We start from the raw sequence: 22,717 nt of genomic DNA, 5'->3' as shown, positions 1-22,717 counted from the left end.
CTGCTGACGGCAGGTACATATTTTGCGGGCTGCACTGAATGGTTGGCATGAGGATGCGATGTGTTTAGTTACATGCGCCGGTCACCACGGCGCATTGACATCGCTGCGTCTGGTGTGGTCTTTTTGCCAGCCAGCGGAGCAGTCGTTCCGCCCGCAAAATATGCACCTGCCGTCAAGTCTATATCTTGATAGCAGTTCAATGTGATTAATAATTGTTCCTGTTTTTAGTGAATTGATTGACAATTTATTGTGAGCCCTTGTATAATAAGGGTGCAGGGGTAAGTCTTGCGTTGACAAAGACTCTCAATTCTGCTATGATTATGGGTGAAATTGATAATATTCTTCATTATCATTTCGTTCTCCAACGGCAGAATGGGGAAGATGGATACCCTATTGAAGTGTGAATAAGCGAGTCTCACTCGTTTATGAATGAATATGTTTAAGGAGGATGGATTCGATGTTTCAGAAGACAGATTTTTGGATTGGTCTGGCTGTAGGTGCCGTTGCTGGTATCTTTGGTTATCGTTTCATGCAGGAGCGTGAAGCTCAGCTGGCTGCTATGCAGCAGGCTGCTCCCGCTGCTGAACTGCCGATGGCTGAACTGCAGCGTCAGAAAGAGGAACTTGAAGACCTCATCGCTGCGCAGGAAGCTAAGAAGGCTAAATAATCGTTTTTGAACGAAAAGAGACTGCCGCTCTTTTATGCGGCAGTCTTTTCTAGTACGAGGAGGAAAAGTTTTGAGTTTAATCGGGAATTTTCAGATCCCCACCAATACCTTGGATCTATTCATCCGTTCTGTGGACATTTCATCCTATCTGCCGGGGCGGGTGCGGCTCTACAGCAACAATCTGATTGGCAACACCGAACTGGAAGCACAGATTCAGAGCCAGCTGGGCAGCTTTGCCGAGATTGACAGCGTGCAGACCAATGTAACATCGGGTTCCATACTGATCCTTTATACGCCGGAAAGACTCCGCCAGAATGCAGATTTGCGCAAGGTGGAAGAATATATTATGACGCATGCAAGGAGGAAATAACGAATGTCTTATGTATCTGGTTTTATGATGGGGGCAGCTATCGGCAAGAGCATCCGCCAGGCTCTGGGCGGCAGCTCTGCACCGAAAATGGTCGGCCACGGCCGTGCCCTGCCCATGGGCAGAATGAAGAAAGTTGCTGTGGCCGCTGCTCCGGCTGTCGGCTTCAAGTTGGTTTCGAGCCTGCCGGGGCGCCGCCGTTATCGCGCGGGCAAGATTTCCCTGCAGCTGGCGGCCCTGCTCGAAGAGCAGCTGGCCAAACTCAGCTATGTGAAATCCGTCAGCGTGAATGCTGCCAGTGGCAGTATCCTGCTGACCTTTGACGAGGCGGACGATGCCCATATCGATCAGCTGGCCAAATGGCTCGACCGCAAGTTCTTTGGTGGCAAAGCGCTGCCGGGCGAGGGCTGCCAGGCGAAAAGCGTGGCCAGTGAGGCACATGCCGGCTCCATTACCCGCAGCATTCGCAATACGGCCCGGGCTTTCAGCCAGTGGATCAAGGACCACACCTGTGGCTGGTTCGATATGAGTTCTTTGGCTTCCCTGTTATTCCTGCTCAGAGGTCTGCGGAAGATGTTGCTGACCGGTCAGTATCCTTCCGGTTCGCAGATGCTCTGGTGGGCGGTTACTCTGATGAGAGGATGGCGCACCGTATGATGTACGGAAATTGTTATTTTCATTTGCAGGCGGCACTGAACCGTGAAGAACGGGCAAAGCTGGCCGCCAAGATCCGCCGCAACCGCAATATCGTGGCGGTCACGGTGGACGAACGCAAGGTCCATATCTGGTATAAACGTCAGATGACGGCGTTCCAGCTGCAGGAAATCCAGAAGATGCTGATCGAGACGGTCAAGCGTCTGCAGGAGGCGGCCATCACGCCGGCAGAACGGCTGGCTGAATACCGCCGCGATGCGGTGATTTCCCTGGCTGGCTTTGCGGCTATGGAAGTCCTGAAGCGCACTTCGCCGCAGCTGTTCGTGGGTACGAAGATCATGCGCAGCCTGCTCGTGCTGGGCATTGCCCGCAAGTTCATCCAGAACGGCGTGAGCGGCGTGGTCAAAGACCATCAGCCCAATGCCGATACGCTGACGGCTACGGCCGTGATTGCCTCTGTACTGGCCGGCAAGCCTGAGTCCAGCCTGACGCTTTTGGCCCTGTCCAATGGTGCAGAAATGCTCACGAGCTATGCCGCAGAAAAGGCTCGCACCCATATCTCGGGGCTCTTGTCCCTCGACCAGCGCTATGTATGGCTGGTAGAAGGCGGCACGGAACGCAAGGTGCCCGTGGAACAGGTCAAGGTTGGCGATACCATCGCCGCCCATACTGGTGAGAAGATTGTCGTGGATGGCCGGGTGGTGAGCGGCGACGCTGCCGTTAATCAGGCCTCCATCACCGGCGAATCCAATCCGGCCATGAAGCATGCGGACTCACCCGTATATGCCGGCAGCGTGGTGGAAGCCGGGGAACTCATCATCAAGGTGGAGAAGGTCGGCAAGGACACCTCCCTGGCGCATATCGTCCATCTGGTGGAGGAAGCCCAGAACCGCAAGGCGCCGGTGCAGAATTTTGCCGATAAGATGGCTAACTTCCTCGTGCCGGTTTCCTTTATCGGCGCAGGCATCGTCTACGGGGCAACTCGTGATTGGCAGCGGGTGCTGAATCTCCTGTTCATCGACTTCTCCTGCGGCCTCAAGCTGTCTACGGCTACGGCCATGTCGGCAGCCATCGGCGCGGCGGCTAAACGCGGCATCCTCGTCAAGGGCGGCAACTATATCGAAGCGCTGGCCGAAACGGATACGGTGGTCCTCGACAAGACCGGAACGCTGACGGTCGGTGTGCCGCAGATTGCCTTTATCAAGACGGCCAAGGGCGTGGAGGAAAAGGAAATGATCCTCTTGGCATCCTCGGCCGAGCAGCATTCCGTCCATCCGTTGGCCGTGGCCATCCAGAAATATGTGGAGGAGAAAGAATGGACTTCTCCGCAGCATAAGTCTTCGAAAACCATCGTGGCCCGCGGCATGCAGGCCGAAGTGCCCGATTTCGAAAATTACAAGGGCGGCCTGATCCGTGTCGGCAGCGCTAAATTCCTGCGGGAAAAGGGTATTGAGGACAAAGAGGGGCTGGCCGAAGGACTGGCTTTCAAGAACCTTCTCTATGTGGCCCGGGACAAGCAGCTGATCGGCGTGATTGGCATCGAAGATCCCATCCGTCCTAAGATGAAGAAGACGCTCAATCAGATGCGCCGTCATGGTGTGGACGAGATCGTCATGCTCACGGGTGACAGCAAGGCTGTAGCGGCTGAAGTAGCCCATAGCATGGACATTGACTCCTATCATGCAGAGATCCTGCCGGAGGACAAGAGCCATTATGTGAACAAGCTCAAACAGCGCGGTACGGTCATGATGGTGGGCGACGGCATCAACGATGCGCCGGCGCTGGCCTTCTCCGATGTGGGTGTCTCCTTAGGCGGGCGGCAGACGGATATTGCGGCTGAATCCTCGGCTGTGACCATCCATTCGGAAGATCCGGAACGCTTGATTGAAACCCTGCAGCTGGGACGCCGTACCATGGATCTGGTGCATCAGAACTTCATGGCGACGATCCTTGTCAATTCCTCGGCTATGCTTTTGGGCGCTTTGGGCAAGATCAGCCCGCTCTGGGCGGCGGTCATCCATAACACCGCTACGCTGGCTGTGGTGCTCAACAGCTGCCGCATCCTGAACAACAATAAGTCCGGCTTCTTTGCCCGCAATAACCGTCGGGCAGCCTGATGCGAAAAGAGGGATAATATGCAGAACGACTGGAAGAATTTACCCCTTGGTTTGCCGATGACCGTGGCTTCCGTGGGCACGCTGGCCACGCTCTTTGCCGGCAAGAATCTCCATGCCGGTTTCGGTGTGGCCTGGGCGGCCCTGTCCATCTGGCATGGCTGGCAGCATCATAAGAAGATGCAGGCCGATGCCAGGAAGCTGACGACTTGTTGCCGGAATAAGGAAGCCGGGACGGTGGAACCCATGCAGGCCTTGCTGGAAAGCTTGCAGGTGGATGCCTATGTGCCGGGCCGCGTGCGCCTGCGCAGCAGCCTGCTCGCCGCCAATCCTCAGTGGCAGAGGGATTTGGAAGATTATATCAAATCCTTTACCGGGGTGGAAACGGCCGTGATAAATACGTTGACCGGTTCGCTGCTGATTACCTATGATGCAGAGAAGCTCCGGCAGAAGCCGAAGCTGGCGGCGTTGGAGGCGAAACTGGCTGGGCTGGCACAGGAACGAATTTAAATAGGTTTACAGGAGATGCCTGCGGGTGTCTCCTTTTTTTGAAGAAATAAAGATGGATTAATCAGATAAATTTAATAATATTGACGAATATAAAAATATTTTTATATAATAAGCGTGGCAGGAGCTTTGGGGAATGAGGTGAGGTTATGCAATGGGTGAGGAAAATCCGACAGCTGGCTTTGCTGCTGATGGCGATTTTTGCCATGATATTGCTATTGGCAGGTTGTCTGGATGATGAGGACGATGAAGGGGCGAAGGCGCCATTGTTTGCCAATGCTTATCGGGCTGAGGATACCTGGCTGGTTTATTGGTATCTATGCGGCACGGATTTGGAATCGGAGATGGGAGCGGCCAGCGCTGATCTGAAGGAATTGCAGCAGGTTGATCTGCCTGCGAATGTGAAAGTCCTGATTCAGACTGGCGGCACAGAAACCTGGCATAACAATACTGTGGACGAGGGTGTTATTGGCCGGTATCTGTATGATAAGGATGGACTGCATGAGCTGGAAAAAGCTGCGGATGCCGATATGGGGAATAAGGATACGCTAGCAGCATTTCTGCGGTATGGCAGGGATAATTTCACGGCTGACCATCGGGTATTTGTATTTTGGGATCATGGTGGAGGCAGTGCTGCTGGCGTCTGCAAGGATGAACGTACGGGAAATACCCTGAGCCTTAATGATATCCGGGACGCGTTTACGTCTGTTCATCCGGCGGTAAATGATAATCCCCCCTTTGAACTGATCGGTTTTGATGCCTGTCTGATGGCGGCATATGATGTGGCCAATACCCTGCAGGGGATTGGCCGCTATATGACGGCTTCTGAGGAACTGGAGCCGGGCAATGGCTGGAATTATGCCGGCTGGGTGGGGGCGTTGGCGAAAAATCCCGCTATGGGAGGTGCAGCTTTGGGGCAGGTCATCTGTGATACCTATATGAAGGGCTGCCGGGATTACGGTACGGAAGAAGCTGCCACCATGTCTGTGGTTGATTTGGGAAAAGTTCCCGAACTGCGGACCGCCTATGAGGCCTTTGGCTTGGAAGCCCTGCGGCAGGCCAGATCAAATCCGTATGGATTCTTTGCGGCCTTCGGGCGTGGAGCCAAACAGGCGGAAAATTATGGCGGCAATACCCGCTATCAGGGCTATGCCAATATGGTGGACCTGGGGGATTTTGCGAAAAAGGCAGTCAAACTCCTGCCCAACACAGCTGATCAGCTGGTGCAGGCTGTCAATCAGGCTGTAATCTACAAGGTGCAGGGGGATTACCGCAATAAGGGACAGGGACTTTCGGGATTCTATTCCTATGATGGCAATGCGGAGACTTTTGCCAACTATGCGGCGCAACAGGCGGCACCCTTAGCGCAGAAATGCCTCTATCATTATCTGATATATGGCCGGATGCCCAAGGAGGGCGAGGCCTTGCTGGCTGGCACGGTACAAGGGGACACCGGTTTGCAGATTCCACAGCAGAAAATACAGCAAAAATTATTCAAAGTGGAGACGCTGGAGGATATAGTTGTGGATGTGGATGCGCATGGCGATTCCTTTGTGAAGCTGACCAAAGAGCAGATGAATATGCTGTCCAGCGTCCATTGCCAGTTAGTCTATATGGATGCTGATGAGGATATCATTCTTTATTTAGGCAGTGATGCTGATATCAATGCGGACTGGGAAAGGGGAATTTTCAAGGATAATTTCCAGGGAACCTGGCCCATGCTGGATGGTCATCCTGTGTATGTGGAAATCACAGCAGAGGAGGATGGATACAATATCTATTCGGTGCCCATCAAACTAAACGGTGTGGAATGTAATTTGCAGGTAACCTATACCTTTGCGGATAAAAAATACCATATCATCGGTGCCCGCAAGGGAATTGACAATCAAGGCATGGGGGACCGCAATCTGATCCGTCTTAAAGCCGGCGATCAGATTACCACCCTGCACTATGGCATGACCATTTCCGGGGATGATGAAGATTTTACGCAGGTGGAAGTGGATACCTTCACCATTGGCGATCAGCCGACATTGGCGGAAGAGAACATGGGCGATGGTGTCTATGGATACTGTTTTGAATTCATGACACCTGCCGGTGACAGTGCATTGTCCAAACTCGTACAGTTCACCATCAAGGATGGTCAGATAGTTACTGTGGTGGAATAAATTATTAGGGAAATGAGATTGACAGCAGCTTTAAGCTAAAAGACCCCCTGCGAGGAGGTGACATATATTCCTCGCAGGGGGTCTTATTTTTACATATGGAATCTTTTGGCTTAGTCCAAATCCTCGCCGTTGCTGGCGATGACTTTTTTGTACCAGTGGAAGGATTTCTTGCGGGCACGTTTGAGTGTGCCGTTGCCTTCGTTATCCTTGTCCACATAGATGAAGCCGTAGCGTTTCTCCATCTCGCCAGTACCGGCCGATACGAGATCGATGGGGCCCCAGGGGCAGTAGCCCCAAAGGTCCACGCCGTCTTCGTCGATGGCTTTTTTCATTTCCGTGATATGGGCGCGGAAGTAGTCGATGCGGGCATCGTCCTGGATTTCGCCTTCGGCCGGGGCGGTTTCGTGCAGGCCGATGCCGTTTTCTACGATCATCAGGGGCAGTTCATAGCGCTCCTGCAGGACGTTCAGCATATAGCGCAGGCCTTCGGGATCGATGGGCCAGCCCCAGTCGGATTCGGTGATATAAGGATTCTTCACGCCCGTGGCAAAGCCGCCCTGCAGGCTTTGCTTGTTTTCCTCGACAGAGGTGGTCACATTGCTCATGTAGTAGCTGAAGGCGAAGTAATCCACCTTGCCCTGCTGCAGGAGATCCAGGTCCCCGTCTTCCATCTTGATGTGGTAGCCCTTGTTTTCCCAGAGCTTGATGATGTAAGAGGGGTAGTGGCCCCGGGCCTGTACATCGCCGAAGAAGAAGCTCTTGTCCATTTCCTTGAGGGAGGCAATCTGGTCGCCGGGACGGCAGCTTTCCGGATAGACCGGGCCCATGGCCAGCATGCAGCCAATCTTGAAGTCCGGGTTGATCTTGTGGCCTTCGATGACGGCCTTGGCCGAAGCGATGAACTCGTGATGGGCCACCTGATAGAGCGTGGCGTACTTGTCCTCATCCTCGCCATAGAGGATGCCGCTGTTGGTAAAGGCGGTAAAGGGCACGTTGACCTCCCGCTGGTTGTTGATCTCGTTGAAGGTCATCCAGAACTTGACCTTGTTCTTGTAGCGTTTGAAGCAGGTTACCGCAAAGCGGACGAAGAAGTCTACGAGCTTGCGGCTGCGCCAGCCGCCGTATTCCGTGACCAGATGGTAGGGCATCTCGAAATGGGACAGGGTTACCACCGGTTCAATACCGTATTTGAGCATCTCATCAAAGAGGTCATCGTAGAATTTCAGGCCTGCTTCGTTGGGCTCCGTCTCATCCCCGTTGGGGAAGATGCGCGTCCAGGCAATGCTGGTGCGGAAGCATTTGAACCCCATTTCGGCAAGCAGGGCCAGATCTTCTTTGTAATGATGGTAGAAATCAATGGCTTCATGATTGGGGTAGTTCTTGCCGGGGAGCACGCCATCCGTAATCTCCCGGGGGACGCCATGGCGACCGGCGGTCATGACATCAGCCACGCTGACGCCCTTGCCGCCTTCCTGCCAGCCACCCTCTAACTGATGGGCAGCCACCGCGCCACCCCATAAGAAACCTTTTGGAAAACCCATAGTGATAACCTCCGTGAAAAGATGTAGTATGCGATATTATTTCAGTTTTGCTTCGAGTTTGTCGATGCGCTTATAGGCATCGATGAATTCCTGCGCAATGGTCTTGAAGCCCTCTGCGCTCATGAGCTGGTCTTCCGCGTGCAGGATCAGCAGCGATACGGTGCTGCCCTGGCCTTCGTTGGCCTCGCGTGTGAGAAGACCTGCATGGGCATCGTGCCCTTCGACAAAGCTTTCATCCCCTTCGGCGATGAGCTTTTCTGCCCGTTCGTAGTCGCCAGCCTTGGCGGCCTGAATGGCTTCGATGTAGGAGCTGCGGGCAGCGCCGACACCGGAAATGATCTTAAAGGCAATGAGTTCTAATTCTTCCAAGGGTAAATCCACCTTTCGGACTGGTACTAATAATCAGGCGTTCATTTTCTCGCGGGCGAATTTGAGGACGCCGGCGCCATCCATACGGCCGTACATGCGCATGTCGATGGCTTCCACGGGAATGCCCGGCAGGATTTCGGCAATCTTGTTCTTCTGAAAACGCACCTGGGGGCCGAGCAGGATCACATCGGAACCAGCGGCTTTGTCCTTGGCTTCAGAAGTCGGGTATGCGGCAATCTCACATTCGAAGTTCTCGTCAGCGGCAGCCTTCTGCATGGCTTTAACCAGCATGCTGGTGCTCATACCTGCGGCACAGAGTAACGTGATTTTTTTCATGATAATCATCCTTTCAAAAATATGGGCCTAAATATATCTAATTAGACGTTAATTAAAACAATTCCTGCAAAAATTTTGTTTTCTGCCTTCCCCTTGAGGGGAAGGGGGACCGCATAGCGGTGGATGAGGTGGCTCAAGGGGAAGGCTTTTTTTAGTGGTGCAAAGCGGGCTCGCCGGACTCTTCGCTATCGTCATGCTGCTTACCATCGCTGCCTTCGCCCTGCTCCTCAGCCAGCATGGCTTTGTCCTGGGCGCGGACGAACGGGAAGTAGACGGCGGTGCTCATGGCGATGATGATGATCTGCACTACGGCACCCTGCCAGCCATTCAAGAGCAGACCGGCGATGATGGGCGGCGTGGTCCAGGGAACCTGGACGGCGCTGAAGGGATTCATGAAGCCTATAGCTATGGACGCATAGGTGATGATCAGCGCCAGCAGCGGCACGAGGATAAACGGTACTAAAAGGTACGGGTTGAAGACAATCGGCAGGCCAAAGATAATCGGCTCGTTGATATTGAAGAGGCCCGGCACGGAGGCCAGTTTCGTGATGGACTTCATCTGGGAAGATTTGGCCGAGAGCCAGCTGGCAAGCAAAAGGCCGATGGTCAGGCCGCAGCCGCCGGATTTGATGAACACGTCGTTGATCTGGCAGGTGATGATCTTGGCATCGGGGTTGCCAGCCAGCTGCATACCCATGTCGATGATATGCTGGTTGTCGAGGGAGTTGGCGATGAGGATCGGGTTGACCACGCCGCCCACAACGTTCGGTCCATGGATGCCGGCCCAGAACAGGATGCTCTGGAGGGCAGCGATGATGGAACCGCCGATCAGGGTATCAGACAGGCCTTGCAACGGCGTCTGTACGATCTTGAAGATGAGTTCCGGGAAGGTCGTGGCACCCAGGAAATGGCAGAGGCCGTAAACTGCTGCCCCGAGGGTGAAGAGCACCATGCCCGGCGTCAGTGCTTCGAAGGCCTTGGCCACACCGCCGGGAACGGCGGGCGGCATCTTGATGCCGATGTGGTTCTTCTCGCAGTAGCAGAATACCCAGGAAACCACGAAGCTCACGAGGATGGCGGTGATGACGCCATTGCTGCCTGCCCAGGCCTTGGGGATGATGTTATCCACAACAGCACCGCCAGTGGCCGTGACCGTGGGCGGCAGGACGATCAGGAAAGTGGAGAGCGCGAGAATCGAGGCCATGATGGCATCGCAGCCTTCCGCTTCTACATATTTATAGGTGATGGCCAGAACGGCGATGAAAGCAAGTACACTGAAGGTCGCGCCGGAAACGGCGTTCAAGGGAGCCGTCCATTCCGGTCCGAAGATGCCAGCCATGAATTCGGCGTAGCCAGGAATCGGCAGGTTGGCCAAAAGCAAAAATACCGAACCGCAAATGGTAAAGGGGGTGGTCATGATAAAGCCATCGCGCAGGGCGGCTACAGCACGGATTTCCGCGAAGCGCCCCATGAACTCGATGAACTTATCGAACAGTTCCTGTTTGTTCATTTTGATAACTCCTTTGCTCATGTGATATAAATGCAATCTTGACTTAAGACAAACTTACTATAACATCACTTGCGTGGCGGTTCAATAGATTCAGACTATTGCGGGGGCTTGTTTCGGAAAAAGACAAAAAAAGCCGAAACAAGTGAAACATTGTTCCGGTTTCTATTATTTGCCGCGGAGTGGAGGCCTTTGCTATAATTATAGAAGGATATATAGGAAAGAGGCAAAACAAGATGAAGATAGTTGTAGGAATAACCGGTGCCAGCGGCAGCATCTATGCCCTGCGCCTCATTGATGTATTGAAAGAAGCGGGGCATGAAGTGCATGCGGTTGTCACGGACAGCGGCTGGCAGGTGCTGGAATATGAATGCAAGGTCACGCACTCTGACCTGCAGGCCAGAGTGGATATGCTCTACGATAATGCCAATGTGGGCGCGGCCATTGCCAGCGGCTCCTTCCAGGTGGATGCCATGGCGGTCCTGCCCTGCTCCATGAAGACCGTGGCCAGCATTGCCCATAGCCTGTCGGATAACCTGTTGACGCGGGCGGCAGATGTCATGCTCAAGGAAGGGCGCAAATTGGTACTCGTGCCCCGGGAAACCCCCATGCACGCCATCCATCTGGAAAACCTGCTGAAGCTGGCGCAGCTGGGCGTGAAGATCGTGCCCGCCGCGCCGGGGTTCTACCACCGGCCGCAGACCATTGCCGAACTGGTGGACATGCTGGTGGGCAAGATCTGCGACCAGCTCGGCGTGGAGGCAGAGCTCTTTCCCCGCTGGCAGGGCTGAGTCATCAGGCCTTTACCAAAGCCGGTTCTTATCCTCGGCATGACCTAAGTAATTCTCGAATTCCACATAGAAGTCTTCGACTTCCTGGAAGTGATGGGAGAGCAGCATGCTGATCAGCACGTCGAAATAGTAACGCACGCCCACGCTGAAGATATTGCCGCCGAGGTCCAGATAGTCGATGGTATTGGCCACGTAGAGGAACTCCGGACAGAGGCTGGCCAGCTCGGTCTGGCGGCTGGTGGACAGGAGTACCGTGGGCACATTGCGCTTCTTGAGGATCTTGGCCGTGCGGATCAGGCGCTGATTCAGCCCTGAACGGCTGATGATGAAGGCGATATGTGTCTGGTCGGAGCAAAGGGCAGCGGAAAGCTGGCTGTTCAGGGAATTATGGGCCACGGCCATGCGCTGGATCTGCAGGAAATTATAGACCGCCATTTGGGCCAGCGAGTAATTCTGGTCATAAGCATAGATATCGATGATTGTGGACTTGTCCAGCAGCGCGGCAATGCGCTCTAACTGGTGCAGGTCCATTTCGTTTTTCGTCTCCTCGATGGCTTCGACTTCGAGCTGGGCAATCTTGCGCACGATATCCGAGGTACTGTCCTTGTCGGTGATGGGGCGGCGCATGATATGGGAACCGCAGGGCAGGGTGCGGTTGATCTCGCTCGTGAACTTGATCTTGAATTCATTATAACCCTTGAGCCCTAGCTTCTGGCACAGGCGGAAGATGGCAGCGGGACTGGTATAGGTCTTCTCGGCCAGCTCCCGGGTGGTCATCTCCGCAATCTGGGCGGGATGGGCCAGGATGTAATCCACGATATTCTCTTCGGTGCAGGAAAAACGCTCCTTTTCCTGCATGGCCTTCAACAGGCGCATAGTGGTCACTCCTTTGCATTTGTTTCGTCCTCATTATATAGGAAAAAATACGGGGAAGAAAAGCGTTATTTCTTTTTTTTATAGAGGTAAACGTTTCCTGTGACAAATGTCATGAGGTTTTTTGACAATATGTGACAGATTTCAGCTGACTTTGGTCGGATTTTCCCTTATAATTCTTATTGTCAGAAAAAAACAAAGCTTAACATTCTTGCGCCGCTAGGGAAAGGTGCGAGAGAATGATTCCGAAAGGGGAATGAATTATGGAAATCGCATTTTGCCGTATTGATGACCGTCTGATTCATGGTCAGGTCGCTACTGTTTGGACGAAGGTAACGGGCTGCAACCGTATCATGTGCTGCAGTGATGAAGTCGCGCAGGACACGATGAGAAAGAAGCTCCTGCTGCAGGTTGCTCCTCCGGGAATCAAAGCTTACGTCGTGCCTGTGGAGAAGGCCTGCGAAGCTTATAAGAACCCGAAGTATGATTCGTTCAAGACGTTGTTCCTGTTCACGAAGCCGGCCGATGTGGTCCGTGCTGTGAAGGGTGGCATTCCGTTCAAGTCCGTAAACCTGGGCGGTATGACTTACAAAGACGGCGATACGCTGATTTCCAGTGCGGTTGCGGTCAACCCGGATGATGTCAAAGCCCTGCTCGAGCTGCAGGAAATGGGCATCGAAGTGGAAATCCGCAAACTGGCCAGCGAGCCGAAAGGGGATTTGATGTCGGCTCTGAAGGCAAAAGGTCTTGCCTGATCCGTTTAGGGACTCATAGAGAAAACTTTAGGGGGAAATTATATTATGACGAGTGTACAATTTATTTTGCTCATCGTTGTGGCCGCCATTGCCGGTATGGGAAGTGTGCTCGATGAAGCGCAGTTCCATCGTCCGCTGGTTGCCTGCACGTTAGTTGGTCTTGTCCTCGGTGATATGACGACTGGTATTATCTTAGGTGGTACTCTGGAAATGCTGGCTCTGGGCTGGATGAACGTCGGTGCAGCCATGGCACCGGATGCGGCTCTGGCTTCTGTCGTTTCGGCAATCCTCGTAATCGTCGGCCACCAGTCCATCGGTGCTGGTATCGCTTTGGCCGTACCTCTCGCCGCTGCTGGCCAGGTGCTCACGATCTTCGTGCGTACGATTACGGTATTCTTCCAGCATTTAGCCGATAAATTCGCGCTCGAAGGCAACGCTTTCGGCATTGAGATGTGCCATATCGGCGGCCTGCTGCTGCAGGGCATCCGCGTAGCCGTTCCGGCTGCTATCGTCGCCGCTGTTGCTGGTACGGACACGGTCAACTCCATGCTGGCTTCCATTCCGGAAGTAATCACCCGCGGCCTGCAGGTTTCCGGTGGTTTCATCGTCGTTGTCGGTTATGCGATGGTCATCAACATGATGAACGCCAAATCTCTGATGCCGTATTTCTTCCTGGGCTTCCTGATTGCCGTATTCACGAACGTCAACCTGATCGGTTTCGGTGCTATCGGCCTCATCGCTGCTTACTTCCACATCCGTGGCCTGCAGCGTGAACTGAACGGTGCTGGCGCTGGCGGCTCTTCCGATCCGCTGGATGCAATCGACGATTCCGATCTGATGTAATAGGAGGCACGACTCATGGAAAAACAGCTCACAAAAGGCGATCTCGTATCGATTTTCATTCGTTCCAACTTCCTGCTCGGCTCCTTCAACTTCGAGCGTATGCAGGCTATCGGCTTCTGCGTGTCCTTGATTCCGGCACTCAAGAAGCTCTATAAAGATGATCCCGAAGAATACAAGCGTTCCCTGAAACGCCATCTGGAATTCTTCAACACCCAGCCGTTCCTGGCAACCCCGATCATGGGTATCATTGCCGCTATGGAAGAGAAAAAGGCCAACGGCGCCGATATCGGTGAGGACACCCTCTCTGGCGTCAAAGTAGGTCTGATCGGTCCTCTGGCCGGTGTAGGCGATCCGATTTTCTGGGGCACGCTGCGTCCGGTGCTGGCTGCTCTCGGTGCTGGTGTGGCTCTCACGGGCAGCATCGTCGGCCCGCTGATCTTCTTCATCGCCTTCAACGTGATTCGCCTGCTGACCAACTGGTACGGCGTAATGTACGGCTATGATAAAGGTACGGAACTCGTCAACGAAGTAGGCGGCAACCGCATGCGCTACCTCACCGAAGGTTCCTCCGTACTCGGTCTTCTCGTCATGGGCGCCCTCGTGGCCAAATGGACGACCGTTAATATGCCCTTGGTACTGTCTTCTTACACGAACAGCCAGGGCGAACAGGTGGTCACCACGGTTCAGAGCCTCTTGGACAGCCTGATGCCTGGCATCGTTCCGCTGCTCATGACATTCGCTTGCATGTATCTGTTGAAAAAGGGTGTTAATCCTCTGGTTATCATCCTGGGGCTCTTCGCCCTTGGCATTGCCGGCTACGCTGTTGGTCTTTTCGCCTAAGATAAGTCCAGTAGTAGTCTACATACACATTCCATTATATATTCATTCCCAAAAGCCCCGCGCAAATTTGCGCGGGGCTTTCTGGTTGAAAACGAGTATCTCAGGTGCTATCATAAATGATAAGAGGAGTTTCTGGAGAAGGAGGAATGGATGATGCAAGCTCATAATGTCACGTCCGATGATATGGAACATATGAACGAAGCAGAAAAAGCAGAAATCCATGTGTCGCTGAAGATAAGTCTTTATGATGATTTGGAGATACAGACGAAAGATATATTTGAAATATAGGCAAAAGCCCCGCAAATTAACGAGTTTGCGGGGCTTTTGCCATTGGAAGTTTTATAATGATGACTGTAACAGTTTTTGAACTTTTTTGGCCATCTCTACATCTGCGGGAAGCCAGTCAATTTTATCCATGGTGGCGGCAGTTAGCCATTTCATTGCTTCGTGTTCCAGGAGGGTTAATTCATCAGAGACAAGAGAGCATAGGAAACATTGCATATTCAGATGAAAGTTAGGGTAATCATACTCCACCACGCCGAGTTCATGCTTAACCTTTATGTCGGCATTGAGTTCTTCTTTGATTTCTCTTATTAAGGCTTCGGCAGGTGTTTCACCGGTTTCGATCTTACCACCGGGAAATTCCCAGCCATCCTTGAATTCGCCATAGCCACGCTGGGTGGCTAGAATTTTGTCATCTTTTTGAATTACGGCGGCCACTACATTTATCGTTTTCATACATATCTCCTATTAAGCATTTTCACTCGTTATATAGTCATAAATATCTTCACGAACACTGACATCAAGATTCCAAAACATCTCTACCGCATCATCACCAGAACCTTGCATTTTTACTTCTTCTCCATGGTCCATGGTCATACGCCCAAGGTAGTAAAAACTTTTAGCAATGTTATCATCTTTATTTTTACGCACGAACAAATCTACGTCAATGCCTTGGGATTTAGCCTGGATAAAGCGTTCAATTTCTGGTGATTGTAATGTGCGCTTGTTTTTTGATAAAGAGATAAGCTGAGAGTTGTTGATGAAGCGGTCATGATAATTGATAGAGTCCTGGATATCATCACTCTTATCATAATTAATGAATACCGGGAATGTCTTGGTGGTGTCATCATATTTGTAACCACCAATATTTAAAGGGACAATGTTCTGATTCCAATTTAGAATGCGGCAAACATCTTCGTATTCGTATTTCTGATATAGTTGGAAGCCACTGTCTTTGTAAGGATTGCTATAATTTGTTTTATAGCGATGCAGGCCAAATTTTACTAATTCAGTAACGGCTTGTTTAAATTGCTCATTGGCTATGCACTCTGAAAAAATATCAGAAATGATGTAATCCTCATTATGCTGTTGCAGAAAAATGCAATGACTAACGGACTTTGCACCTGTACCAGTTATGAAATTTGCCGTCATGATGTTGATGAGATTGGGGATGGTGTTGGGTTTGAATTTTATTTGCCATCTGTATTTTAAGCGCTCTTCTAATTGTTCGAATACATTTGTTGGCTGGGTGAGAAGAATATATAAAAGTTCCAGTTCGTGAGGACGCTTTCCTTCGGCCCATTTCGTTGAGATGAACTTTAGGAACATTTCTTCTGTGCTGTTGAATTTTATATGGTAATCGTTTTTATCATATTTTTTGAGAAAGGCGTGATAGGAGCCCAGAACCTTGTTTTGGAAGATACAGATTACATCCATTTCTCCATAACGGTCAAAATCCATAAGCTTGGGAATATGCCCCAATTTATTTTTTAGATTTTGGTAGCTTTCTTTGATTCTGCGCAAGTCGCTAATATTGGTAGCATCTATCGATTGGAAGATGCGTTTTTTGGCAATTTCATCAAAGTGTATCGTGGAGGCGCCGGGAATGATTCGTGAGCCCTCGAGTAAGCAACGGCGGATGTTGTCCTTGTTGTAACTGCGGTCGCCAGCCAGTGCCATGGGAATCATGAAGTTATTTCCCAGATAGTTGCCGATAAAATCTAGAATGACAACATATTCCTTATCGGCATTTTTGCGCAAACCGCGGCCTAGCTGTTGGATAAAGACAATCGGGCTTTGTGTAGGTCGTAACATAATGACCTGATTGATTTCTGGTACATCGACGCCTTCATTAAAGATATCCACGGTGAAGATATATTCCAGATAGTCTTCACGGTCATCGGAAACAAGGCGTTCAATGGCTTCTTCACGTTGGGCTTGGTTGTTACTGCCGGATAGATTAAGTGTACGAAGTCCTTGATGATTGAATTTACGCGAAAGTTCTTCTGCCTCATCATTGCGGCTGCAGAAAATAAGTCCTTTTACCCGTTTGCCGCTAAAACCATAAAAGGCGGCTTCTTTGAGGATATGTTCTACGCGTTCATCACTGGTTAGACGCGAAAAGTTTGCCAAATTATCATCGTCGATTTCGGGATGATCAACTAATTGCAGGTCAGTAATGCCAAAGTAATGGAAGGGGCATAGCATATCCTCTTCTAATGCTTGCTGTAAACGAATCTCATAGGCAATATTGTAATCAAATAGCTTATAGATGTCATAGCCGTCACTGCGATCTGGTGTAGCCGTCATGCCTAAATATAATTTAGGCTGGAAGTAGTTGAAGATTCGTTGGTAACTTTCAGCTCCAGCACGATGGACTTCGTCGATGACAATATAGTCAAATTCATTTGGCGAAAATTGTGTGTAGACATTTTCTTTTGATATCGTTTGCATGGTGGAAAAAATATAATCAGCATTAGTATCTTTGGCAGTGCCAGATAATAATCCCATGCTTACGTCGGAACCGATAACCTTACGGTAGCTTTTTAAGGCTTGTTTGGCAATTTGCTCGCGATGAACGATGAATAACAATCGCTGTGGAGCAAAATCTTTGACGGCAAAAGCAGAGGCATAAGTCTTGCCGGTTCCTGTAGCTGAGATTAGCAATGCTCGTTTGGCACCGTTAGCCTGCAATTCCCGCATATTGCTGACAAACTCATTCTGCATGACGTTGGGGGTTAACGGAGATGGCTTATGATTTGTACTGTATGAAATGGTGGAATCTTCTGCAACGTATTCCTCGCCGAAATAATCATCAGTAGTATCGTAACTGGTGGCAATAGACGGAGAAAAGGTATGTTCAATGGTCCTGCGTTTGTTTTGTTCGTATGCAATTTGATATTCATAACATACCTTTTGGTAATCTATACATTTTTCGTCATTCCATAGTTGCTGGAAGCGTGTTATTAACGAGTAAGTGTATTCGCCTTTTTCTTTTGATATTAGTTGTGTATTCCACTCTTCATTGCGCGTGAGGGCATTGGCCGTAAGATTGGAACTGCCAACAATGATGTGGTAGATATCATCACGACGAAAAATATAGCCCTTAGTATGGAATCCAACTTGTGAATCACAACGGTACAGACGTAATTCAATATTGTTGAATGCTTGTAACTGCTCTAATGCTGCAGGATCGCTAAAGAACAAATAGTCAGTGGTAATGATTTTGCCGCGAATGTTTCGTCGTTCTAATTCTTTGAAAATGGGAAGGAGTGGTGTCAGGCCGCTTTTTGTGATAAATGCTACGCTGATAGCAAAAGAATCACAGTGTAGCAATTCACGTTCTAATGAGGCTAGAACTTTGCGGCCTTTGCGAAAATCGTTGAAGATGAATTGTGGCCGATAATCAATGTCTGAAGGGAGGGCTCTGTTTTCAAAGGCTGTGCGTATTCCTTGAGTTAATTTTTTTTGAATCATATCTTTATCCATTTTAGCGCCTCCTAACTTTTTCCAACAATGATTATACTTCATTGAACTGTTTGATTATAACATTATATAGGAGCGTTTTCCAGGTGTACAGTATTTTTTAGAAAATGAGGTGAAAAAAGCCTTCCCGAATGGGGAAGGCAGAAAGGAACTGTGTTGATTAGTTTGTATGTGGGGGATTGCCTGAATTTGTGAATATTTCGCTTAGATCCACATATGCCGCAGGCATAGGGCGATAAAGCAGACGATGGACACGCCGAAGGTGAAGTACTCCACGCATTTTACGGGATAGGCATAGTGCAGGGGAATATCCATGACGCGGGGGACGTTGCTGGCCAGGAGTGATGAGGCTATGGAGACATAGAGCAGCACATTGATGATGGGAGTCGTCAGGTGGGTGGAGAATGCGCGGATCAGCAGGTACACCGCAAAGGCGATGAAGAAGTAGGCGATTTTATCGCCATGCAGTTTCATATTCATAGCATCACTTCCTTGTCAGCAACAGATGTAATCTCATATTTCGGATAATTATTTATATTCATTCGCTTTAGTGATTAGAAAATCCTGCCGTCGAGCAGGATTTTTGTTCAATTATAACGAAAAATAGCAAGGAAGTTCTTGATAAAAGTTACATTTTGCTCTTGAAAAAAGTAAAATATGTGTTAAAATGTAAAACATATTAATCCGCTAGGTTTTATTTATCATTATACCATCCGATTGGAGAAAGAAGGAATCATTATGGCAGAGGAAAAGAAATCCGTGGCCGAGGCCCGGGAAGAAGCCCTGCGGGCGCATAACCCCAAGGCCAGCCGCAAGCAGCTCGTGCTGTGGTTCGGCGCGCTGATTGTGGGCGGCTTTTTAGGCTTTTTGGGCATTGCACCGCTCAATGAGCTGTTCAATTTCATTGCGACGGTATTCACGCGTTTGTTCCAGTTCATAGCTGTGCCGACCATTGCTTTGGCGGTCATCACGACATTGGCGGCGCTCGGAGGACAGAAGGAGACGGGGCGCATCTTTGCCCATGCGGTGAGCTACACTTTTCTGACCACCCTGGCAGCGGCTGCTGTGGGGCTGGTACTCTATATCCTGGTTGCTCCGGGCAACCTGCCTGCTGAAATCGTCGGGGCGGGCGCTTCGGCGGTGCCCTTGGACAAGGTGGGCAAGGTCACTTACTATGACCATATCCTCTCGGTCATCCCGAACAATGTTCTGCAGCCGTTCCTGGCGGGCAATGTGCTTTCGGTCATGCTGATTGCCGCTTCCGTTGGTTTGGCTCTGGCCTTTATGCCCAAGACGGAAAACCGTGAAGTATTGCTGAAAGGTCTGCATGGTTTACAGGAGTTGCTGTTCACCCTGATCCGGGCAATCCTCTGGGCACTGCCTGTGGGCATCCTGGCCTTTGCCGGACAACTGTCGGCGCAGATTGAAGCCGGTGTGATCGTGGGCGCTTTGAGTCAGTATGTGGCCGTAGTCATGGGCGGTAACTTCATTCAGATGTTCATTGTACTGCCGTTGTTCCTGCTCGTGCGCGGTCTCAATCCGCTGGATGTGTTCCGCAAGATGTCTCCGGCCATTGCGGTGGCACTGTTTACCAAGAGCTCTGCTGGTACGCTGCCGGTGACGCTGGCTTCGGCCGAGAACAATCTCAAGGTCAATCCCAAGGTTTCTCGTTTCGTGTTGCCCATCTGCACGACCATCAATATGAATGGCTGCGCGGCGTTTATCCTCGTGACTTCCCTGTTCGTGATGCAGAATGCGGGCTTTGAACTCACGCTGGGCACGATGATTGCCTGGGTGTTTATCGCGGTGCTGGCGGCTATCGGCAATGCGGGCGTACCGATGGGCTGCTATTTCCTGACGCTTTCGCTCATGAGCTCCATGGGCGCACCTATCGGCTTGATGGGAGTTATCTTGCCAATCTACACCATTATTGATATGATAGAGACAGCAGAAAATGTCTGGTCCGATGCCAGCGTTTGCGCCATGACAAATCATGATTTGGCTGGTGAGCTGGGAGAGGCAAGTCCGGTAATCCAGTCCTAAAGGGAGTGGATTGGAATGCTCGTCAAAAGAATAGTTCGTTCTTGTATACTGCTCCTCGTACTGTGCCTTTGTGCCGGCTGCGGGGAGCAGTCTGACGTAAAGAGGAGCGATATCGTCCTCGATACGGCGGTGACACTCACGGCCCGTGGTGAGGATGCCCAGGCTGCCATCGATGAGAGCATGGCAAGGATCAGGAACATCGACAATATGGTGAATCCCAATGTGCCGGACAGCGATGTGAGCAAGCTGTCCCAAAATGCCGGCACGGGCAAATGGGTGCCTTTGCAGCCGGAAACCTATAAGATGCTGGCGGTAGCGCAGGACTATGCCCGCAAGACCAACGGGGCCTTTGATGTGACCACGAAGCCCTTGGTGGATCTATGGGGAATCGGCACGGACCATGCCAAGGTGCCCACGCCGGCGGAACTTTCCGAGGCGCAGAAAAAGGTGGGCTGGCAGAAGTTGGAACTGAACGAGGGCACGCATAGTGCCCGGCTCGTGCAGAAGGGCATGGGCGTGGACCTGGGCGGCATCGCCAAGGGCTTTGCCGTGGATGAGGTACGCAAGATCTATGCCCGCTATGGCATCAAGGATGGCCTGATCAATCTAGGTTCCAGCTCCATGTATGCGCTCGGGGTGAATCAGGAGGGGCAGCCCTGGCGCATCGGGCTGCGTCATCCGCGCAAGGAGGATGCACAGGAGAAGATGGCCATCCTGCCGCTGGAGAATGAAGCGCTCTCCACCTCCGGGGACTATGAGCGTTTCTTCGAGGCAAATGGCACGCGCTATCATCATATCCTCGATCCACGCACCGGCTGGCCGGCCATGAGCGGGGCCATGAGCGTGACGATCGTGGCGGCAGATCGTGTGAAAGATGGCGGCATGCTCACGGATATCCTGACCACGGCGGTGTTCGTCTTAGGGCCGGAGCAGGGAGCGCGTTTCCTGCGCGGGCAGGATGGCATTGAAGGCGCGATCACAGATGGCCGCTATCAGCTCTGGACGACGGGAAATATGGCGACGGATTTGCTGGAGGTATCGCCAGATTTTCATTTTTGGCAGGAAAGTGGTGAGAATTTATGATGGATGAAATATTACAGCGCAAGACAGAAAAGCTAAAAGCCCTGTTTACCACTTATGGGCAGGTGGCCGTGGCCTTTTCGGGGGGCGTGGATTCCACGCTGCTGCTGAAAGTGGCTCGGGATGTATTGGGCGCGGAACGGGTGCTGGCCATTACGGCCGAGAGTGCTTTCGTACCGGCTGCTGATGTCCGCGAAGCGCAGGCGTTTTGCCGGCAGGAAGGCGTGCGCCATGAGTTGGCTGTGCTGGAGCCGCTGCTCTATTATGATGTGCGTACCAATCCGGCTGACCGCTGCTATTTCTGCAAGCGGCTGGTTTTCGGGAAATTGCGGGAAATTGCTGGCAGTGCGGGCATCGTGCACCTTTTGGATGGTACCAATGTGGATGATCAAGGAGATTACCGCCCTGGGGCCAAAGCGGTGAAGGAATTGGGCGTTTTGAGCCCCTTGAAGGAGGCGGGCTTTACGAAGGCTGATGTGCGTGCTCTGTCGGCAGAATTAGGGCTTAGGACAGCTGCTAAGCCGTCGGCGGCCTGTCTGGCTTCCCGCATCCCCTATGGTGAGGAAATCACGGCGAACAAACTAGAGCGTGTGGAAGCGGCAGAAAACTTTCTTCATGAGTCAGGCTTTTGGCAAGTGCGGGTGCGCAGCCATCATGACTTGGCCCGGATTGAACTGCCGCCGGCGGATATCACCGCCTTTATCGCGGGCGGCCATTACGAGCAGGTTGCGCATAGACTCAAAGAACTTGGCTTTGCCTATGTGACATTGGATTTGGAAGGTTACCGCACGGGCAGCCTCAATGAAGTGTTGAAAGGAACCGAATATGCCCAAAAGTAATTTGACTACGCTGTGTTATATTGAACGCGATGGCAAATACCTGATGATGCACCGGGTAAAAAAAGAACACGATATCAACAAGGATAAATGGGTGGGCATCGGCGGTCACTTTGAAGCCGATGAAAGTCCCGAAGAATGCCTGCTGCGGGAGGCCAGGGAAGAAACAGGCCTATTGCTCACAAACTACCGGCAGCGCGGCATCATCACCTTTATTTCCGACCGGTGGCAGACGGAATACATGTTCCTCTACACCGCCACGGAATACGAGGGCACAATCGGGGAATGCAATGAGGGCACGCTGGAATGGATCGAGAAGGAAAAAGTCTACGACCTGCCCCTTTGGGAGGGGGATAAGATCTTCTTCCGGCTGATGGAAGAAGAGAGGCCGCATTTTTCCCTGAAGTTGCGTTATGAGGGGGAGAATCTCGCCGAAGCGGTGCTTGATGGCGAGAATATCCTCTGATTCATTCGTGTATTAGTATTACATTGTCCTATCCCAAGATGGGGATGTGAAAAATTTAAGCCCGCTGACGAAACGTGTCAGCGGGCTTTTGGCAAATTGCAGTTTGTCAATGCGAGCTTAATCTAAATCTGTTACAGCGTAGTGGGGCGGAGGCGGGGATACTTCTTCGCCACTTCACTAAATGACCCGCCAGCA

Annotated in this window: 24 protein-coding genes; 16 read left to right on the top strand and 8 right to left on the bottom strand. The window is 51.5% G+C overall.

The genetic code is table 11. The features are described from left to right. The first annotated feature begins 60 nt into the window (after positions 1-60). The 7 genes from BLQ59_RS16410 (at position 61) to BLQ59_RS11075 (ending at position 6,474) form a co-directional block, all read left to right on the top strand. The gene (locus BLQ59_RS16410; protein WP_256324661.1) at positions 61-189 is read left to right on the top strand and encodes a hypothetical protein; all 129 of its coding nucleotides are present in this window, start codon (positions 61-63) and stop codon (positions 187-189) included. A gap of 268 nt (positions 190-457) precedes the next feature. After that, positions 458-667 carry a 50S ribosomal protein L9 gene (locus BLQ59_RS11100; protein WP_074572960.1) on the top strand — a complete coding sequence of 70 codons (210 nt, stop codon included), beginning with the start codon at positions 458-460 and terminating at the stop codon, positions 665-667. Positions 668-737: 70 nt separating this feature from the next. Further along, the gene (locus tag BLQ59_RS11095) at positions 738-1,037 is read left to right on the top strand and encodes an HMA2 domain-containing protein (protein ID WP_256324660.1); all 300 of its coding nucleotides are present in this window, start codon (positions 738-740) and stop codon (positions 1,035-1,037) included. 3 nt (positions 1,038-1,040) lie between these two features. Then, the gene (locus BLQ59_RS11090) at positions 1,041-1,691 is read left to right on the top strand and encodes an HMA2 domain-containing protein (RefSeq protein WP_074572958.1); all 651 of its coding nucleotides are present in this window, start codon (positions 1,041-1,043) and stop codon (positions 1,689-1,691) included. Further along, positions 1,688-3,805 (top strand): heavy metal translocating P-type ATPase, encoded by a 2,118-nt coding sequence (locus BLQ59_RS11085; RefSeq protein ID WP_081342545.1) that lies wholly within the window; start codon positions 1,688-1,690, stop codon positions 3,803-3,805. The genes BLQ59_RS11090 and BLQ59_RS11085 overlap by 4 nt, the downstream gene beginning before the upstream one ends. A gap of 18 nt (positions 3,806-3,823) precedes the next feature. Beyond that, positions 3,824-4,312 (top strand): HMA2 domain-containing protein, encoded by a 489-nt coding sequence (locus BLQ59_RS11080; RefSeq protein WP_074572956.1) that lies wholly within the window; start codon positions 3,824-3,826, stop codon positions 4,310-4,312. Positions 4,313-4,458: 146 nt separating this feature from the next. After that, on the top strand, positions 4,459-6,474 hold the full coding sequence (locus BLQ59_RS11075; protein WP_074572955.1) for a clostripain-related cysteine peptidase: 2,016 nt from the start codon (positions 4,459-4,461) through the stop codon (positions 6,472-6,474). A gap of 110 nt (positions 6,475-6,584) precedes the next feature. Here BLQ59_RS11075 and BLQ59_RS11070 read toward each other — a convergent pair whose 3' ends face one another. From BLQ59_RS11070 to BLQ59_RS11055, 4 genes are all read right to left on the bottom strand, one after another. Continuing rightward, positions 6,585-8,015, bottom strand: a complete 1,431-nt coding sequence (locus BLQ59_RS11070; protein WP_074572954.1) for a 6-phospho-beta-glucosidase — start codon at positions 8,013-8,015, stop codon at positions 6,585-6,587. Positions 8,016-8,051: 36 nt separating this feature from the next. Continuing rightward, positions 8,052-8,384: a PTS lactose/cellobiose transporter subunit IIA gene (locus BLQ59_RS11065; protein WP_074572953.1), complete on the bottom strand. Its 333-nt coding sequence runs from the start codon at positions 8,382-8,384 to the stop codon at positions 8,052-8,054. 33 nt (positions 8,385-8,417) lie between these two features. Continuing rightward, positions 8,418-8,720: a PTS sugar transporter subunit IIB gene (locus tag BLQ59_RS11060; protein ID WP_074572952.1), complete on the bottom strand. Its 303-nt coding sequence runs from the start codon at positions 8,718-8,720 to the stop codon at positions 8,418-8,420. A gap of 151 nt (positions 8,721-8,871) precedes the next feature. Beyond that, the gene (locus tag BLQ59_RS11055; protein ID WP_074572951.1) at positions 8,872-10,230 is read right to left on the bottom strand and encodes a PTS sugar transporter subunit IIC; all 1,359 of its coding nucleotides are present in this window, start codon (positions 10,228-10,230) and stop codon (positions 8,872-8,874) included. 233 nt (positions 10,231-10,463) lie between these two features. Between BLQ59_RS11055 and BLQ59_RS11050 the strand changes: the two genes are divergently transcribed. Continuing rightward, positions 10,464-11,018, top strand: coding sequence for a UbiX family flavin prenyltransferase (locus tag BLQ59_RS11050; protein WP_074572950.1), 555 nt, complete (start codon positions 10,464-10,466; stop codon positions 11,016-11,018). Positions 11,019-11,030: 12 nt separating this feature from the next. On the opposite strand, the gene BLQ59_RS11045 is transcribed toward BLQ59_RS11050, so the two are convergent. Continuing rightward, positions 11,031-11,894 carry a MurR/RpiR family transcriptional regulator gene (locus BLQ59_RS11045; protein WP_074572949.1) on the bottom strand — a complete coding sequence of 288 codons (864 nt, stop codon included), beginning with the start codon at positions 11,892-11,894 and terminating at the stop codon, positions 11,031-11,033. Positions 11,895-12,154: 260 nt separating this feature from the next. Between BLQ59_RS11045 and BLQ59_RS11040 the strand changes: the two genes are divergently transcribed. The 4 genes from BLQ59_RS11040 to BLQ59_RS16050 all read left to right on the top strand — a co-directional run bounded on the left by BLQ59_RS11040 (position 12,155) and on the right by BLQ59_RS16050 (position 14,617). Then, positions 12,155-12,646 carry a PTS sugar transporter subunit IIB gene (locus tag BLQ59_RS11040; RefSeq protein WP_074572948.1) on the top strand — a complete coding sequence of 164 codons (492 nt, stop codon included), beginning with the start codon at positions 12,155-12,157 and terminating at the stop codon, positions 12,644-12,646. Between the two features lie 45 nt (positions 12,647-12,691). Beyond that, entirely contained in the window at positions 12,692-13,489 is a 798-nt protein-coding gene (locus BLQ59_RS11035) for a PTS mannose/fructose/sorbose transporter subunit IIC (RefSeq protein ID WP_073090954.1), read from the top strand. 15 nt (positions 13,490-13,504) lie between these two features. Continuing rightward, positions 13,505-14,329, top strand: a complete 825-nt coding sequence (gene manZ / locus BLQ59_RS11030; protein ID WP_073090956.1) for a PTS mannose transporter subunit IID — start codon at positions 13,505-13,507, stop codon at positions 14,327-14,329. A gap of 150 nt (positions 14,330-14,479) precedes the next feature. After that, positions 14,480-14,617 carry a hypothetical protein gene (locus tag BLQ59_RS16050; RefSeq protein ID WP_176756793.1) on the top strand — a complete coding sequence of 46 codons (138 nt, stop codon included), beginning with the start codon at positions 14,480-14,482 and terminating at the stop codon, positions 14,615-14,617. A gap of 51 nt (positions 14,618-14,668) precedes the next feature. Here BLQ59_RS16050 and BLQ59_RS11025 read toward each other — a convergent pair whose 3' ends face one another. The 3 genes from BLQ59_RS11025 to BLQ59_RS11015 all read right to left on the bottom strand — a co-directional run bounded on the left by BLQ59_RS11025 (position 14,669) and on the right by BLQ59_RS11015 (position 18,577). Beyond that, positions 14,669-15,067, bottom strand: a complete 399-nt coding sequence (locus BLQ59_RS11025) for a (deoxy)nucleoside triphosphate pyrophosphohydrolase (protein WP_074572947.1) — start codon at positions 15,065-15,067, stop codon at positions 14,669-14,671. A gap of 12 nt (positions 15,068-15,079) precedes the next feature. Further along, positions 15,080-18,100 carry a DEAD/DEAH box helicase gene (locus tag BLQ59_RS11020; protein ID WP_074572946.1) on the bottom strand — a complete coding sequence of 1,007 codons (3,021 nt, stop codon included), beginning with the start codon at positions 18,098-18,100 and terminating at the stop codon, positions 15,080-15,082. Positions 18,101-18,301: 201 nt separating this feature from the next. Continuing rightward, a complete protein-coding gene (locus tag BLQ59_RS11015) occupies positions 18,302-18,577 on the bottom strand; it encodes a hypothetical protein (protein ID WP_256324659.1) in 276 nt (91 codons plus the stop codon). A 258-nt stretch (positions 18,578-18,835) separates the two neighbouring features. Here BLQ59_RS11015 and BLQ59_RS11010 point away from each other — a divergent pair, with 258 nt between their 5' ends. Genes BLQ59_RS11010 through BLQ59_RS10995 form a run of 4 tightly spaced genes read left to right on the top strand, consistent with a single transcriptional unit; the run spans position 18,836 to position 22,522 of the window. After that, a complete protein-coding gene (locus BLQ59_RS11010; RefSeq protein ID WP_074572945.1) occupies positions 18,836-20,140 on the top strand; it encodes a dicarboxylate/amino acid:cation symporter in 1,305 nt (434 codons plus the stop codon). A 15-nt stretch (positions 20,141-20,155) separates the two neighbouring features. Then, positions 20,156-21,223, top strand: coding sequence for an FAD:protein FMN transferase (locus tag BLQ59_RS11005; RefSeq protein WP_074572944.1), 1,068 nt, complete (start codon positions 20,156-20,158; stop codon positions 21,221-21,223). Further along, positions 21,220-22,059, top strand: coding sequence for an ATP-dependent sacrificial sulfur transferase LarE (gene larE / locus BLQ59_RS11000; RefSeq protein WP_081342544.1), 840 nt, complete (start codon positions 21,220-21,222; stop codon positions 22,057-22,059). Before BLQ59_RS11005 ends, larE begins: the two co-directional genes overlap by 4 nt. Then, complete coding sequence (locus tag BLQ59_RS10995; RefSeq protein ID WP_074572943.1) at positions 22,046-22,522, top strand: NUDIX hydrolase; 477 nt, start codon at positions 22,046-22,048, stop codon at positions 22,520-22,522. The genes larE and BLQ59_RS10995 overlap by 14 nt, the downstream gene beginning before the upstream one ends. Positions 22,523-22,717: the final 195 nt, after the last annotated feature.

The sequence above is a fragment of the Pseudoselenomonas ruminantium genome (assembly GCF_900104055.1).
In the GTDB taxonomy this organism is placed as follows: domain Bacteria; phylum Bacillota; class Negativicutes; order Selenomonadales; family Selenomonadaceae; genus Selenomonas_A; species Selenomonas_A ruminantium_C.
Note: the sequence above shows the minus strand (reverse complement) of the source record. Positions and strands in the feature narration are given on the sequence as shown.

Excerpts from the sequence above, each read along its gene's own strand:
- BLQ59_RS11070 (WP_074572954.1), bottom strand. The coding sequence starts at position 8,015 with ATGGGTTTTCCAAAAGGTTTCTTATGGGGTGGCGCGGTGGCTGCCCAT.
- BLQ59_RS11050 (WP_074572950.1), top strand. The coding sequence starts at position 10,464 with ATGAAGATAGTTGTAGGAATAACCGGTGCCAGCGGCAGCATCTATGCC.
- BLQ59_RS11035 (WP_073090954.1), top strand. The coding sequence starts at position 12,692 with ATGACGAGTGTACAATTTATTTTGCTCATCGTTGTGGCCGCCATTGCC.
- BLQ59_RS16050 (WP_176756793.1), top strand. The coding sequence starts at position 14,480 with ATGATGCAAGCTCATAATGTCACGTCCGATGATATGGAACATATGAAC.
- BLQ59_RS11100 (WP_074572960.1), top strand. The coding sequence starts at position 458 with ATGTTTCAGAAGACAGATTTTTGGATTGGTCTGGCTGTAGGTGCCGTT.
- larE (WP_081342544.1), top strand. The coding sequence starts at position 21,220 with ATGATGGATGAAATATTACAGCGCAAGACAGAAAAGCTAAAAGCCCTG.
- BLQ59_RS11015 (WP_256324659.1), bottom strand. The coding sequence starts at position 18,577 with ATGAATATGAAACTGCATGGCGATAAAATCGCCTACTTCTTCATCGCC.
- BLQ59_RS11045 (WP_074572949.1), bottom strand. The coding sequence starts at position 11,894 with ATGCGCCTGTTGAAGGCCATGCAGGAAAAGGAGCGTTTTTCCTGCACC.
- BLQ59_RS11090 (WP_074572958.1), top strand. The coding sequence starts at position 1,041 with ATGTCTTATGTATCTGGTTTTATGATGGGGGCAGCTATCGGCAAGAGC.
- BLQ59_RS11075 (WP_074572955.1), top strand. The coding sequence starts at position 4,459 with ATGCAATGGGTGAGGAAAATCCGACAGCTGGCTTTGCTGCTGATGGCG.
- BLQ59_RS11085 (WP_081342545.1), top strand. The coding sequence starts at position 1,688 with ATGATGTACGGAAATTGTTATTTTCATTTGCAGGCGGCACTGAACCGT.
- BLQ59_RS11080 (WP_074572956.1), top strand. The coding sequence starts at position 3,824 with ATGCAGAACGACTGGAAGAATTTACCCCTTGGTTTGCCGATGACCGTG.
- BLQ59_RS11060 (WP_074572952.1), bottom strand. The coding sequence starts at position 8,720 with ATGAAAAAAATCACGTTACTCTGTGCCGCAGGTATGAGCACCAGCATG.
- BLQ59_RS11020 (WP_074572946.1), bottom strand. The coding sequence starts at position 18,100 with ATGGATAAAGATATGATTCAAAAAAAATTAACTCAAGGAATACGCACA.
- BLQ59_RS10995 (WP_074572943.1), top strand. The coding sequence starts at position 22,046 with ATGCCCAAAAGTAATTTGACTACGCTGTGTTATATTGAACGCGATGGC.
- BLQ59_RS11010 (WP_074572945.1), top strand. The coding sequence starts at position 18,836 with ATGGCAGAGGAAAAGAAATCCGTGGCCGAGGCCCGGGAAGAAGCCCTG.
- BLQ59_RS11005 (WP_074572944.1), top strand. The coding sequence starts at position 20,156 with ATGCTCGTCAAAAGAATAGTTCGTTCTTGTATACTGCTCCTCGTACTG.
- BLQ59_RS11055 (WP_074572951.1), bottom strand. The coding sequence starts at position 10,230 with ATGAACAAACAGGAACTGTTCGATAAGTTCATCGAGTTCATGGGGCGC.
- manZ (WP_073090956.1), top strand. The coding sequence starts at position 13,505 with ATGGAAAAACAGCTCACAAAAGGCGATCTCGTATCGATTTTCATTCGT.
- BLQ59_RS11040 (WP_074572948.1), top strand. The coding sequence starts at position 12,155 with ATGGAAATCGCATTTTGCCGTATTGATGACCGTCTGATTCATGGTCAG.
- BLQ59_RS11025 (WP_074572947.1), bottom strand. The coding sequence starts at position 15,067 with ATGAAAACGATAAATGTAGTGGCCGCCGTAATTCAAAAAGATGACAAA.